Source organism: Chelativorans alearensis (assembly GCF_010993735.1).
GTDB lineage: Bacteria > Pseudomonadota > Alphaproteobacteria > Rhizobiales > Rhizobiaceae > Chelativorans > Chelativorans alearense.
Genome location: NZ_WQNI01000013.1, coordinates 321221 through 334674 on the forward strand (window position 1 = coordinate 321221; position 13454 = coordinate 334674).

General features: G+C 64.1%; 12 protein-coding genes. 7 read left to right on the forward strand and 5 right to left on the reverse strand.

The genetic code is table 11. The annotated features are described in order from the left end of the window. Nucleotides 1–54 precede the first annotated feature (54 nt). The 4 genes from coaE to GPJ75_RS20345 are packed head-to-tail and all read right to left on the reverse strand — an operon-like array spanning nt 55 to nt 2924. Nucleotides 55–642: a dephospho-CoA kinase gene (gene coaE / locus GPJ75_RS20330; RefSeq protein WP_163270704.1), complete on the reverse strand. Its 588-nt coding sequence runs from the start codon at nt 640–642 to the stop codon at nt 55–57. Next, entirely contained in the window at nt 639–1481 is an 843-nt protein-coding gene (locus GPJ75_RS20335) for a shikimate dehydrogenase (RefSeq protein WP_163270706.1), read from the reverse strand. Before GPJ75_RS20335 ends, coaE begins: the two co-directional genes overlap by 4 nt. Further along, entirely contained in the window at nt 1474–2082 is a 609-nt protein-coding gene (locus tag GPJ75_RS20340) for a Maf-like protein (RefSeq protein WP_163270708.1), read from the reverse strand. Before GPJ75_RS20340 ends, GPJ75_RS20335 begins: the two co-directional genes overlap by 8 nt. A gap of 17 nt (nt 2083–2099) precedes the next feature. Beyond that, a complete protein-coding gene (locus tag GPJ75_RS20345; RefSeq protein ID WP_163270710.1) occupies nt 2100–2924 on the reverse strand; it encodes a pyruvate, water dikinase regulatory protein in 825 nt (274 codons plus the stop codon). 399 nt (nt 2925–3323) lie between these two features. Here GPJ75_RS20345 and hemE point away from each other — a divergent pair, with 399 nt between their 5' ends. From hemE to rho, 3 genes are all read left to right on the forward strand, one after another. Next, a complete protein-coding gene (gene hemE, locus GPJ75_RS20350) occupies nt 3324–4352 on the forward strand; it encodes a uroporphyrinogen decarboxylase (protein ID WP_163270712.1) in 1029 nt (342 codons plus the stop codon). Beyond that, nucleotides 4349–4882 carry a protoporphyrinogen oxidase HemJ gene (gene hemJ, locus GPJ75_RS20355; protein WP_163270714.1) on the forward strand — a complete coding sequence of 178 codons (534 nt, stop codon included), beginning with the start codon at nt 4349–4351 and terminating at the stop codon, nt 4880–4882. Before hemE ends, hemJ begins: the two co-directional genes overlap by 4 nt. Nucleotides 4883–5099: 217 nt before the next feature. Then, nucleotides 5100–6365 (forward strand): transcription termination factor Rho, encoded by a 1266-nt coding sequence (gene rho, locus GPJ75_RS20360; protein ID WP_159586937.1) that lies wholly within the window; start codon nt 5100–5102, stop codon nt 6363–6365. Nucleotides 6366–6425: 60 nt separating this feature from the next. Here the strand turns inward: rho and GPJ75_RS20365 are convergent, their stop codons facing one another. Beyond that, nucleotides 6426–8450, reverse strand: coding sequence for a thioredoxin domain-containing protein (locus GPJ75_RS20365; protein ID WP_163270716.1), 2025 nt, complete (start codon nt 8448–8450; stop codon nt 6426–6428). A 45-nt stretch (nt 8451–8495) separates the two neighbouring features. On the opposite strand from GPJ75_RS20365, the gene mnmE reads away from it, so the two are divergent. The 4 genes from mnmE to GPJ75_RS20385 all read left to right on the forward strand — a co-directional run bounded on the left by mnmE (nt 8496) and on the right by GPJ75_RS20385 (nt 13447). Then, nucleotides 8496–9827 carry a tRNA uridine-5-carboxymethylaminomethyl(34) synthesis GTPase MnmE gene (mnmE, locus tag GPJ75_RS20370; protein ID WP_163270718.1) on the forward strand — a complete coding sequence of 444 codons (1332 nt, stop codon included), beginning with the start codon at nt 8496–8498 and terminating at the stop codon, nt 9825–9827. Nucleotides 9828–10113: 286 nt separating this feature from the next. Further along, complete coding sequence (mnmG, locus tag GPJ75_RS20375; RefSeq protein WP_163270720.1) at nt 10114–11979, forward strand: tRNA uridine-5-carboxymethylaminomethyl(34) synthesis enzyme MnmG; 1866 nt, start codon at nt 10114–10116, stop codon at nt 11977–11979. Further along, entirely contained in the window at nt 11976–12617 is a 642-nt protein-coding gene (rsmG, locus tag GPJ75_RS20380; protein ID WP_163270722.1) for a 16S rRNA (guanine(527)-N(7))-methyltransferase RsmG, read from the forward strand. The genes mnmG and rsmG overlap by 4 nt, the downstream gene beginning before the upstream one ends. 35 nt (nt 12618–12652) lie before the next feature. Beyond that, a complete protein-coding gene (locus tag GPJ75_RS20385) occupies nt 12653–13447 on the forward strand; it encodes a ParA family protein (RefSeq protein ID WP_163270724.1) in 795 nt (264 codons plus the stop codon). The last annotated feature ends 7 nt before the right edge of the window (nt 13448–13454 follow it).

Sequence of the window (13454 nt, forward strand, 5' to 3'; positions counted from 1 at the left end):
AGAACGGCGGCGGCAGCCGCAAGACGCGCGGGGCAGAAAGCTGTCAACCTTGTGTCAGTTTGCTTCCGTCAGCTGAGCTATAATGTCGCGCACGGCCTGCCGCGCGGCTTCCAAGCCATGGCTGGTGTCGACGATGAAATCCGCGCGCTGTCGCTTTTCGGCGTCCGGCACCTGGCGGGCGAGGATCGCGGCGAATTTTTCCTCCGTCATACCGGGGCGGGCAAGCACGCGCTGGCGCTGTACCTCTTGAGGAGCGGTGACGACCACGATCCTGTCCACGCGGCCCGTACCGGCGGTCTCGAACAGCAACGGAATGTCGAGGAGGACCAGAGGCGTGCCTTTTTTCCGGTGCTCCTCCACGAGGCGGTCAGCATCGCGGCGCACCATCGGGTGGATGAGCGCTTCCAGCTTCGCGAGCGCATCCGGCTTGCCGACCACCGCTTCGGCGAGGCGCTCGCGGTCGACGGCGCCACCGACCACGGTGCCGGGGAAGAGCGCTTCGACGGCCGGTGCCGCCTCACCGGCGTAAAGCCTGTGCACGGCGGCATCGGAATCGTGCACGGGCACGCCCTCCTCCGCAAACATGCGCGCCGTCGTCGTCTTGCCCATGCCGATGGAGCCCGTGAGGCCGAGGACGATCACGCCGTCGCCTCCAAATCGGCGACCACGAGTGCGCGCAGGCGAGGCGTCACCTCCGGGCGCACGCCGAACCAGCGCTCGAAGCCGGGCACGGCCTGGTGCAAGAGCATACCGAGCCCGTCCACCGTGCGCAGGCCGCGCTGCTTTGCTTTGACCAGAAATGGGGTTTCAAGCGGTACGTAGACAATGTCGGTAACGACGGCCGACGACGGCAGCGGTGCCAGGTCGAGCACCAGCGCCGCCGCGCCGTCCATGCCGAGCGAGGTCGTGTTGACGAGGAGCGCCGTGTCGGCAAGCAACTCAGGCAGCGCGTCCCAGCCGTGGGCGCTGGCGGGCCCCGCGAAGCGGTAGGCGAGTTCCTCGGCGCGGGCGAGCGTGCGGTTGACGATGCGGATCTCCCGCATGCCGCGCTCCCTGAGCGCGTGCACAACGGCGCGGGCCGCGCCGCCGGCGCCGAGCACGGTGGCTACGCTACCTTCCGCCCAGCAGGGGGCCGCGGAGTCGAGATTGGCGGCGAAGCCGTAGGCATCCGTATTGCCGCCGCACAGGCTACCGTCCTCGAACCACAGCGTGTTCACCGCGCCGATGATCTCCGCCGCCTCGTCGCGCCGGTCGACCAGAAGGTGGGCGCTTTCCTTGTGCGGGATGGTGACGTTGCCGCCGACATAAGGGCTGCGGGCGAGGCCGCGCAGGAAGGTTTCGAACGCCTCCGGCGCCACGTCCCGGCGCTCGTAGATGCCGGCGATGCCATGCTCTTGCAGCCAATAGCCGTGGATGAGCGGCGAGCGGGAATGGGCGACGGGATGGCCACAGACGAAGGCGCGCGGGGTTTCTTCAGCCATCGATCGCTCCGATTTCACGCAGCTTTGCAAGGAGCGGCAGGAGGGGCACGCCGACTATGGTGAAATAGTCGCCTTCGATCTTCTCGAAGAGCTGGATCCCCTCGCCCTCGACCTGGTAGGCGCCGACGCTCGAAAGCGCCTTGTCACCGACGCGCGAAAGATGCCGGCCGATGAAGCCGGGGTCGAGCGAGCGCATGGTCATCCGCGCCACGGCGACATGACGCCATACCGCCTCGCCTCCACGCGCCAGGACGATGGCGCTGTTAAGCTGGTGTGTCCTGCCGGAAAGCGCCAGAAGATGGCGGCGGGCGCCCTCCATGTCTTGCGGCTTGTGGAAAATCCGGTCCTCCAGCGACAGCGTCTGGTCGCCGCCGACCACCCATTCTTCAGGATAGCGCACCGAGACGTCGACCGCTTTCGCCTCGGCAAGGATGAGGGCGACGTCCTCGGCACTGGCACCGGAACCTTCCAGCGGCGCCCCCAGCGCGCGCTCGTTCACCTCGGGCGCCACCGGCCTCACCGCCAGCCCGGCGTTCTCCAGGAGCTGCCGCCGAAAGGGGCTGGTCGATGCGAGGACGATCGTCTGGGTTTCGTTTGGCATGGTTCCGCTCTCTATGATCACCACGGCTTTCCACGCAACGCCAAGATGGCGGCGGCGGTTTCCTCGATCGAGCGGCGCGTGACGTCGATCAACGGCCAACTGTGCCGGCTGCAGAGCTGACGCGCATAGGCGAGCTCACGGGCGATGGTGGAGCGGTCCGCATAGGTGTCGAAATCACTGGCCGCGGCAGCGCTCGACAAGAGGCGGTTTTGCCGCACCTGGGCGATGCGCTCGGCGGAAGCGACGAGGCCGACGATGAGCGGACGCTTGGCCCGCGCCAGGCTGTCGGGCAAAGGCACGTCGAGGACGATCGGCACATTGGCCGTCTTGATCCCGCGATTGGCGAGATAGATGCTTGTCGGCGTCTTCGAGGTGCGCGAGACGCCGACAAGCACGATATCCGCCTCGTCCACATCATGCGGAAGCTGCCCGTCGTCGTGTTCCATCGTGAAGTTCAGCGCGTCGATGCGGCGGAAATATTCAGCGTCAAGGACATGCTGGGCACCCACCCGGCGGCCGGCGGGCGTGCCGAGATAGGACTGAAAGACCGAAAGCACCGGCTCCAGAACGGAGACGCTGGGCAGGCCCATGGCCGCGCAACGCTCCTCGATCTGCCGCGCCACTTTCTGGTCGACGATTGTGTAGAGCACGATGCCAGGCTCCTCGTCGATCTCCGCGAACACCTTCTCGAGCTGCTTTTCGGTGCGGATCAACGGATAGATGTGCTCGATGGCGCGCGCATCCTTGTATTGCGCGGCCGCGGCCCGCCCTGCGGCGAGTAGCGTCTCGCCCGTGGCGTCTGAAATCAGGTGCAGGTGAAAGAAGCTCTGGGTTTTTTGCACACTGGCGATCCCGCGTCTGTGGAGAAGTGTTGATAGCGCGGAAGGTTTTGGAAGGCGAGGCGCGCGGAGGGGAAAACCCCATCGCTCATCCACAATTCGCGCCGATGCGGATTTGGTTTTGCGCCTGTAGAAAACTGTGTGGAGAGAAAATACTGTCCACATAGAGGAGGCAATACCTAGGAACCTCCCATTCTATGCAGCGGATTGATTCCATTGCGTAAGTCCGAAAGTCCCCGCAAAGATATCCCCATGGTATCGTATGTCGGCGCGGCAAAATGCGCACCCTTTCGAGGACGGGAATCGTGGACAGGCTTTAATCCACACTCCAAACAGACTCTTAGAATCAGAAGATTCCTAAATCTTGGATTCTTTATTTTTGAATCTTTGGAGGCCTTTCACGTGCCGGAACGGAAATTCCTCGAAGCGTTGAGCGGGCGAACGGTCTTCCCACCCCCTATCTGGATGATGCGCCAGGCGGGGCGCTATCTCCCGGAATACCGGGATATCCGTAAGAAGGCCGGAAGCTTTCTCGACCTGTGCTACAATCCCGACTTTGCCGTCGAGGTGACGCTGCAGCCGATCCGGCGATTTGGCTTCGACGCGGCCATCCTTTTCTCCGACATCCTTGTCGAGCCGCATGCGCTCGGCCGCGACCTGCGCTTTGAAGAGGGTGCGGGTCCTTTGATGACGCCGCTCGGCAAGGACGATATAGATGCGCTCGAAACAGCGGACTTTCACGAAAGGCTGGCGCCGGTATACGAGACGGTGCGGCGGCTGCGCAGCGAATTACCACGCGAGACGGCGCTGATCGGCTTTTGCGGTGCGCCGTGGACCGTCGCCACCTATATGATCGCCGGGCGTGGTACGCCGGACCAGGCGCCGGCGCGGCTGTTCGGGCATTCTTCGCCAGAAGCATTCGCCCGCCTTCTCGACCGGCTTGCCGCCTGCTCGGCCGACTATCTCATCCGCCAGATCGATGCCGGTGCCGACGCGGTGCAGATATTCGATTCCTGGGCGGGTGTTCTGGACGAGGCAAGTTTTCGCGCCTGGTGCGAACGGCCGGTTGCGGAGATCGTGCGCCGGGTGCGCGAGCGGCATCCGACGGTGCCTATCATCGGCTTTCCAAAGGGTGCCGGCACGCTCTATGCGGGTTACCGGCAGGCTACCGGAGTGACCGCGCTCGGGCTTGATTGGACCGTGCCGCTGGCGACCGCGCGGCGCCTGCAGGCGGAAGGTCCGGTTCAGGGCAATCTCGACCCGATGCGGCTTGTCGCCGGCGGACGGGCGCTCGAGGAAGGTGTCGATGCCATTCTCACCACGCTCGGGAGCGGGCCGCTGATCTTCAATCTCGGGCATGGTGTAACGCCGGAGACACCCGTGGAACACGTGGAAGCCATGGTAAGGCGGGTGCGGGAGGCCGTGCAATGACGACAGAGGCTCAAACGGACAGAAAGGGCGCGGCGCAGCGGGCTTTCACCTCGCTGGCGATTTTCGCCGTGCTGACGGCCTTGCTTTTCCTGGCGGCGCCGGACGGCCTCTATCCCTGGATCAAGGCATTCCACGTCATCGCCGTGATCTCCTGGATGGCGGGAATGCTTTATCTGCCGCGGCTCTTCGTCTATCATTCGCAGGCGAGCGTGGGCTCGGCCGAGAGCGAGACCTTCAAGGTGATGGAGCGGCGCCTTCTGCGCCTCATCATCAATCCGGCCATGATCGCAACCTGGATGTTCGGCCTGTGGCTCGCGTGGAAGGGTTTCGGCTTTTCCGGTGGATGGTTGCACGCGAAGATTGCGGCGGTCGTTATCCTTTCAGGCGTTCACGGGTATTTTTCCAGGGCCGTTCGGCTGTTTGCGGCCGACCGCAACGTGAAACCGGCGCGGCATTGGCGTATGGTTAACGAAGTGCCAACGGTGCTGATGATCGTCATTGTCATATTGGTGATCGTGAAGCCGTTTTAACGGCCCGCCCGACGGCGCGGACTTTCGCTTTTTCGCTTCGAAAGGAGAGATTCGCGGGAACAAAAAGGCGCCTTGCTCTTTGTCCAACAGGGCGATAAAAGGGCATTCCCTTCCTTCCACGTCCGGTGCCTTTCTTCCGATGTTCCGGACGCTGCCGGCGCCCAAAGCGCCCCAGCCATCCCTCAGGCATCCCATGACCTATCCAGAGCCCGCCACTATGCAGGAAATGAAACTACAGGAGCTGAAGAGCAAGTCGCCGACCGACCTGATCGCGTTCGCCGAATCGCTCGAGGTCGAGAACGCCAGCATCATGCGCAAGCAGGAACTGATGTTCGCGATCCTCAAGAAGCTCTCGACCCAGGATATCGAGATCATCGGCGACGGCGTGGTCGAGGTTCTTCAGGACGGCTTCGGCTTCCTGCGCTCCGCGACCGCCAACTACCTGCCGGGCCCGGACGACATCTACATTTCGCCATCGCAGATCCGCCGCTTCTCGCTGAAGACGGGCGATACGGTGGAAGGGCCGATCCGCAGCCCCAAGGAGGGCGAGCGCTATTTCGCGCTGCTCAAGGTCAATACGATCAATTTCGAGGACCCCGAGAAGATCCGCCACAAGATCCACTTCGACAACCTGACGCCGCTCTACCCCGACGAGCGGCTCAACATGGAAATCGAAAACCCTACCACGAAGGACCTGTCGGCCCGCGTGATCGATCTCGTGGCGCCGCTCGGCAAGGGCCAACGCGGGCTGATCGTGGCGCCGCCGCGCACCGGCAAGACCGTGATCCTGCAGAACATCGCCCATTCCGTCACCACAAACCACCCCGAGTGCTACCTGATCGTGCTCCTCATCGATGAGCGGCCAGAGGAGGTGACGGACATGCAACGCTCGGTGAAGGGCGAGGTGGTGTCCTCGACCTTCGACGAGCCGGCGACACGCCACGTGCAGGTGGCCGAGATGGTGATCGAGAAGGCCAAGCGCCTTGTCGAGCATGGCCGGGACGTGGTCATCCTGCTCGATTCCATCACCCGGCTCGGCCGCGCCTACAACACGGTGGTGCCTTCCTCGGGCAAGGTGCTGACCGGTGGTGTCGACGCCAATGCGCTGCAGCGGCCGAAGCGCTTCTTCGGCGCGGCGCGCAATATCGAGGAAGGCGGCTCGCTCACCATCATCGCCACGGCGCTGATCGATACCGGCAGCCGCATGGACGAGGTGATCTTCGAGGAGTTCAAGGGCACGGGCAACTCGGAAATCGTGCTCGACCGCAAGGTTGCCGACAAGCGCATTTACCCGGCCATGGATATCCTCAAGTCCGGCACGCGCAAGGAGGACCTCCTGGTACCGCGCCAGGACCTGCAGAAAATCTTCGTCCTGCGCCGCATCCTGGCGCCGATGGGCACCACGGATGCCATCGAGTTCCTCAACGACAAGCTCAGGCAGACCAAGAGCAACGCCGAGTTCTTCGATTCCATGAACACCTGAACCTGGATTTGTGTGCGGGGATGGGCTGGGACCCATTCCCTCACTGCCAGCACTCCGGCTCTATTCCTTCCGGGATGAGCGCAGGGTGGCTTCCAAGATCACGGGATCGTGGATGGACGGCAGGCAGCTTTGGCCGACGCATAACCAAGCCCCCGGCACTGCGCGGTCGATGGTGATCCCGGCCATTTGTTCGGCTGGCGCCTTCTCTTCCTCCTTGAGCACGACATCGACGCGCCGGGGATCGCTGATTCGATTCGCAACCGGAACGAACCGCTCATGCTGGGAGGTATCACTAATGAGCAGTTTCATGGGGCGTTGCGCCAAGGCCGCGGCGTGGATGATGCCGGCCTGCCCGTATGCCTGTTGCTGGGCACGGGCTAGTGCCGCTTCCGCCGAGCGCATGGCTTTTTCGTAGAGGGCGTGATCGCCGCTCAGCGAGGAAAGCTGGGTCAGGGCGACGATGATCTGCGCCGTGGCCGATGGAACAGCCTCGTCAACATCTCCGCGAATGCGCATCGGCACGTCGGCGTTGTCGGAGGCGGTCAGGAAATAGCCGCTCCCTGCCTCGTCGGCGTGCCAACGGTCGAGCATCTCGGCCCAGCGGAGCGCCTGCTTGATGAACGCATTCTCCTGTAGCGCTCCATGCAGCGCAACGGCGGCGGAAATCATCGCCGCGTAATCGCTGGCCAACGCCGGGAACAAGCGCTTTTCGCCCCTGATACTGTGCGGCAGACGTTCATCCTGCATCGATTCGCAAACGAAACGATAAGCAGCGTGGGCGGCCTCGATCCAGTCTCGCCGTGCTAACTGGCGTCCAGCGGTTGCAAGGGCAGCGATCGTCAGCCCGTTCCAGTCCACCAGAACCTTGTCATCTCGCCCCGGGCGCGGTCGCTTTTCGCGCTTAGCAAGCAGCCTGTCGAGCAACTCGCGCTGGCGACGCTCTTCCGCCGGCGGTTGCGCATCGGGGCGATGCAGCCGGTGCAGGATCGGATCACCTTCCCATCCCTCGGGCTTGGAAAGGCTGTAGAAGCCGAGAAGCGTTTCGGCGTCTTCGCCGAGGACCTTTTCGATCTCCGAGCGTGTCCACAAGTAAAACTTGCCTTCCTCGCCTTCCGTATCCGCGTCGAGGCTGGACGCGAAGGCGCCGCCTTCCACCTGCATCTCGCGCAGCACCCAACCGATCGTCTCTTCGATTCGCATCCGGAACAATTCGTCGCCGGTTTCGACGTGGGCGAAGCAGGCGTGGCGTATGATCTGAGCGTTGTCGTAGAGCATCTTTTCGAAATGCGGGACGAGCCACTGTGCGTCGGTGGAATAGCGCGCAAGGCCGCCGCCGACATGGTCGTAGATCCCGCCGGAGAGCATAGAGCGCAGCGTGCCGAGGACCGCGTCGCGGCGCGCGACTGTACGGTTCTCCAGCCAGTCGAGCCAGAGGACATCGAGGAACGGCGCGTTGGGGAATTTCGGCGCGCCGCGCAGGCCGCCGAGATCGGGATCCATCATAGAGGCGATCTTTTCGGCGAGTGGCTGCAAGGGCGGTGCGGCGGGAGCCGCTCCGTCGGGCGTCGGGGCAAGGCGGCTCGCAACATGCGCTGCGAGGGCATCGGCGCTGCGCGCCAGTTCCGCCTGCTTGTCTTTCCAGGCGGTGTGGACGGCGTTCAGGACCTCTACGAAGCCAGGGCGGCCGAAGCGCGCCTTTCTCGGGAAGTAGGTTCCGCCCCAGAAGGGCTTGGCATCGGGTGTCAGGAACATGGTGAGCGGCCAGCCGCCCTGCTCACCGGTCGCCTGAAGGGCCGCCATGTATATCTGGTCTATGTCGGGACGCTCCTCTCGGTCCACCTTGATATTGACGAAGAGACGGTTCATGACGTCGGCGACTTCGTCGTCCTCGAAGCACTCATGGGCCATCACATGGCACCAGTGGCAGGCGGCGTAGCCGATCGAAAGGAGGATGGGCTTGTCCAGGGCTTTCGCCTCCGCCAACGTCTTGGTCGACCAGGGGCGCCAGTGGACGGGATTGCCTTTATGCTGCTGGAGGTAGGGGCTGGTCTCATCGCCAAGCAGGTTTTTTGCGGGAAGTGCCACGATCTCGTCTCCATGTCGGACTGAAAAGAAGGTAGAGCGCCGGCTATGGCGGATCAAACGTTAGTTCGTGACACCATCTTTGCCCTGTCGAGCGGCGCCCTGCCCTCCGGGGTCGCCATCGTGCGGCTTTCGGGGCCGGCAACAGCGGCTGTGATCGAAGCCATGACAGGGAGCCTTCCCGCTCCACGCAACGCTAAACTGACGGCGATCCGCAACCGCGCGGGCACGCTTCTGGACCGTGGGCTATGCCTTTTCTTTCCCGCGCCGGAGAGCTTTACCGGAGAGGATTGCGGTGAACTGCATCTGCACGGCGGGCGCGCGGTGGTGAATGCGGTGTTGGAGACGCTGGCGTCCTTCCCCGCCTTGCGGGGGGCGGAAGCCGGCGAGTTCACCAAGCGGGCCTTTCTCAACGGCAAGATCGATCTCACCGGTGCCGAGGCCCTGTCGGACCTGATCGCCGCGGAGACGGAGGCGCAGCGGCGCTTCGCGCTTGCCAACAGCGACGAGCGGCATCGCCGGCTTTACGAGGAATGGCGGCGGCAACTCATCCATGCCCGGGCGATGATCGAGGCGGAACTGGACTTTGCCGACGAATCCGATGTGCCCGGCTCGGTGGCCGACGCGATCTGGAGAGAAATCACCGCGCTGCGCAGCGCGATCGCCGCCCATGCCGCAGCCTACCGCGATGCCGAGATCATCCGCGAGGGCCTTCGGGTGGTGATTCTGGGCGCGCCCAATGCCGGCAAGTCGAGCCTGCTCAACGCGCTCGCGCGTCGCGACGTCGCCATCGTGACGGAGGAACCGGGCACGACGCGCGACGTGCTCGAAGTGAACATGGACATTGGCGGCATGAAGGTTGTGCTCACCGATACCGCCGGCATTCGCGAGGCCGAAGGGCGCGTCGAGGCCATCGGCATCGAACGCTCACTGCAGCGGGCGCTCGAGGCCGACCTGGTGATCCTCCTGGAGGATGCGGCCGCGCCCGTCCCGTTCGACGGTGTTTCGGATAAGCCGCTGATTCGGGTCGGCAGCAAGAGCGACCTCGTCGAAAGCGAGATGCCGGCAGGGCGGTATGCGTGCCTTCTTTCCACGAAGACTGGCGAAGGGATCGATCATCTGCTGCAGCTTTTGCGCGACACTTGTGCGGGGTATGATGCGCGCACCGGCGATCTTCTGCCATTCCGCTCCCGGCATGTGGCCTTGCTGCGGGAGGCGGTGGAGGCTTTGGATGCCGCGCTTGAGGGGCAGAGCGATGTGTTGGAATTGAGAGCCGAGGGCCTGCGCCTTGCCTCCACCGCGCTGGGCCGCATTTGTGGGGAGATCGACGTGGAGGACTTGCTGGACACGATCTTCTCGACCTTCTGCATCGGTAAATGATTCACGTGAAACATGGATGCGGAAGGGGCGACGTGATTCACGTGAAACACCTGCTGTGATGAGGTCGCTGGTGATGTGTCGATGTTCCGGCATGGGCGGCCCTCGGGTCAAGATCGAGGATGACGACCGCAGGGGCGTTTGCGCCAATCACCCGCGTTTGGAGATTTGCGGCGACCTCCCCCGATAGAGATGGGGGTATACCGTTTCACGTGAAACATTTGCTTCCCCGACGGGCTTGACTGACGGACCCGATGCGCGCATCTGGGGCCGGCGAGAAGGAGCGGTTATGGGCGAGTCTTTCGATGTCGTGGTGATCGGTGGCGGCCATGCGGGGTGCGAGGCCGCTGCAGCTTCCGCGCGCATGGGCGCGAGGACGGCGCTCGTCACGCTGCGGCGGGATACGATCGGCGTGATGTCCTGCAACCCCGCCATCGGCGGGATCGGCAAGGGCCAGCTCGTGCGTGAGGTGGATGCGCTGGACGGGCTGATGGGCCGCGTGGCGGACGCGGCGGGCATCCAGTTTCGCCTCTTGAACCGGCGCAAGGGGCCGGCGGTGCGGGGCCCGCGCACCCAGGCGGACCGGCGGCTCTATCGCGAGGCCATGCAGGCGGCAATCGCCGAGCAGGAAAACCTCCACGTGGTGGAGGCGGAGGCGCACGCGCTGGGCGTCGAGAAAGGTCGGATCACCCATGTGGTCGTTTCCGATGAGCGTCGGATCGATTGCGGTGCCGTGGTGCTGACCACGGGCACGTTTCTGCGCGGGCTCATTCATATCGGCGAGAAGACAATTCCCGCTGGGCGGGTGAACGAGCCGGCAGCGAGACGGCTTTCGGCCTCCATGGAGCAAGCAGGGTTTGTGCTCGGGCGATTGAAGACGGGAACGCCGCCGCGGCTCGATGGGCGGACCATCGACTGGGGCGGGCTTGGCCGGCAGGAGGCGGACGATGAGCCGACGCCCTTCTCCTTGCTTACAGATCGGATCGTCAACCCTCAGATCGCCTGCGGCATTACACGGACCACGGAGGAGACGCACGCGATCATCCAGGAGAACATCACGCGATCTGCCATGTATTCCGGCGCGATCGAGGGGGTCGGGCCGCGCTACTGCCCGTCGATCGAGGACAAGATTGTCAAGTTCGGTGAGCGCGACGGGCATCAGATTTTCTTGGAGCCCGAGGGGTTGGACGATGATACGGTCTATCCGAACGGTATCTCCACCTCGCTTCCTGAGGAAGTGCAGCATGCTTTTCTGAAGACCATTCCCGGGCTTGCCAGGGCGCGCGTGCTGCAGCCGGGTTACGCCATTGAATATGACCATGTCGACCCGCGCGAGCTGGAGCCTTCGCTGGAGACCCGGCGCGTCGGCGGTCTTTTCCTGGCTGGGCAGATCAACGGGACGACTGGCTACGAGGAAGCGGCCGCGCAAGGTTTACTTGCCGGGCTGAACGCGGCACGGGTAGCCTCGGGGGCTGCATCCGCCACCATCAGCCGGGCGGATGCCTATATCGGCGTGATGGTGGACGACCTGGTGACGCGGGGTGTGAGCGAGCCCTATCGCATGTTCACCTCGCGCGCCGAGTTTCGCCTATCGCTGCGGGCGGACAATGCCGACACACGGCTGACGCCGCTAGCGGTGGAGTGGGGCATTGCTTCGGCAGAGCGGCGGGCGCGTTTCACGCAGGTAGAGAAGGCGCTGGTCGAGGCGCGTGCCCTCGCCCAGGCGCGTGACCTGACCCCAAATGAGGCGACGCGACATGGCATCCCACTCAACCATGACGGGATTCGTCGCAGCGCTTACGACCTTTTGTCATATCCCGATGTGACGCTTGGGCGGTTGGCACAAATCTGGCCGGAACTGGGTGATATACCACCGAAGACGGCTGAGCGACTGGAAACCGAGGCACGCTACGCGGTCTATCTGGAGCGCCAGGCAGCGGATGCTGAGCGGCTCCGGCAAGACGAGAGCAAGGCCATTCCCTCGGATGCGGATTTCAGTTCGGTGCCGGGCCTTTCCAATGAGCTGAAGGACAAGCTGCGGCGGCTGAAGCCGCGCACGCTGGCCGAGGCGCAGCGGATCGACGGGATGACGCCGGCCGCCCTTGCGCTGATCCTGATGGCGCTGCGCCAGGGCGAAGCGCGGGGCGTGGCGTGACTGAGGCGCGCTTTGCGGCGCTGCAGGCAGTCGCCGGGCCGGTTTCACGTGAAACATTTGTGCGTTTGGAGGCCTTTGAGGCCGCGTTCCGACGCTGGGCGGCACGCATCAATCTCGCCGCTCCTTCCACGCTTCCGCATCTGTGGGAGCGGCACATTCTCGACAGCGCGCAGCTCGTTCGCTTGGCCCCGGAGGCCAAGCGATGGCTGGACCTCGGTTCCGGCGGTGGCTTTCCCGGCGGGGTGGTTGCCGTTTTGCTGATCGAGCGCGCCGAAGCGCATATCGATCTGGTGGAAAGCAATCGGAAGAAGGCGGCGTTCCTGCAGACGACGCTGGCAGGTCTCGATGCCCCAGCCACGGTGCATGCACGGCGAATTGAGGACTGCTACACGGCGATTCCAGCGCCGGAAATCGTCACGGCGCGGGCATTGGCGCCGTTGAGCCGCCTGCTGGAGCTTGCCGAACCATGGCTTGTCCAAGGCGCAAGGGCTCTCTTTCATAAAGGCCGGGATTACCGGCGGGAAGTGGAAGAAAGCGGTGACGCCTGGCAATTCGATCTGGTAGAACACAGCGAGTCGATCGGCGACGGCGTGATTCTGGAGATCAGCGATCTCCGCCGCCTCTCGCACCGCCGGTGACGGTGATGTTGGAAGAATATTGGCTGCAGGGGCCCATGAGCACGCCATCGCGCATCATTACAGTGGCAAATCAGAAAGGCGGCGTCGGCAAGACGACCACTGCCATCAACCTGGCCACCGCGCTCGCAGCCATCGGCGAGCGGGTGCTGATCGTCGACATCGACCCGCAGGGCAACGCCAGCACCGGCCTTGGCATCGACCGGCAGGCGCGCATGGTCTCGTCCTATGACGTCCTGACTGGCGCCGCTAGTGTCCGTGGGGCGGCGATGGATACGGCGGTGCCGGGTCTTGCCATCATTCCCTCGACGCTCGATCTGCTTGGCATCGAGATGGAGATCGCGGAAGCGCCGGACCGGGTCCTGAAGCTGCGCCGGGCGTTGCGGGAGGCGCCGGGCGGCGTGCCCTACTCCTACGTGCTGATCGATTGTCCGCCCTCCCTCAACCTCCTGACGCTGAATGCCATGGCGGCGGCCGATTCGGTGCTCGTGCCTCTGCAATGCGAGTTTTTCGCGCTCGAGGGCTTGAGCCAGCTGCTCGAGACGGTGGAGCAGATCCGCACGTCCATTAACCCGCGCTTAACCATACAGGGTATCGTGCTGACCATGTTCGACCGGCGCAACAACCTGGCCAACCAGGTGGTCGAGGACGTGCGCGCCCATATGGGCGACACGGTCTACGAGACGGTGATCCCGCGCAATGTGCGCGTGTCCGAAGCGCCTTCCTATGGCAAGCCGGCGATCCTTTACGACCTGAAATGCTCCGGCAGCCAGGCGTATCTGCAGCTGGCCTCCGAGGTGATCCGGCGCGAGCGGCGCCTGCGGGCGGCATGAGTTTTTC

What these genes read in the sequence shown, in the direction of transcription:
- mnmE (WP_163270718.1), top strand. Translation starts at nt 8,496, where the DNA reads ATGGCGGATCAAACGTTAGTTCGTGACACCATCTTTGCCCTGTCGAGC.
- mnmG (WP_163270720.1), top strand. Translation starts at nt 10,114, where the DNA reads ATGGGCGAGTCTTTCGATGTCGTGGTGATCGGTGGCGGCCATGCGGGG.
- GPJ75_RS20385 (WP_163270724.1), top strand. Translation starts at nt 12,653, where the DNA reads ATGAGCACGCCATCGCGCATCATTACAGTGGCAAATCAGAAAGGCGGC.
- GPJ75_RS20335 (WP_163270706.1), bottom strand. Translation starts at nt 1,481, where the DNA reads ATGGCTGAAGAAACCCCGCGCGCCTTCGTCTGTGGCCATCCCGTCGCC.
- rho (WP_159586937.1), top strand. Translation starts at nt 5,100, where the DNA reads ATGCAGGAAATGAAACTACAGGAGCTGAAGAGCAAGTCGCCGACCGAC.
- hemJ (WP_163270714.1), top strand. Translation starts at nt 4,349, where the DNA reads ATGACGACAGAGGCTCAAACGGACAGAAAGGGCGCGGCGCAGCGGGCT.
- GPJ75_RS20340 (WP_163270708.1), bottom strand. Translation starts at nt 2,082, where the DNA reads ATGCCAAACGAAACCCAGACGATCGTCCTCGCATCGACCAGCCCCTTT.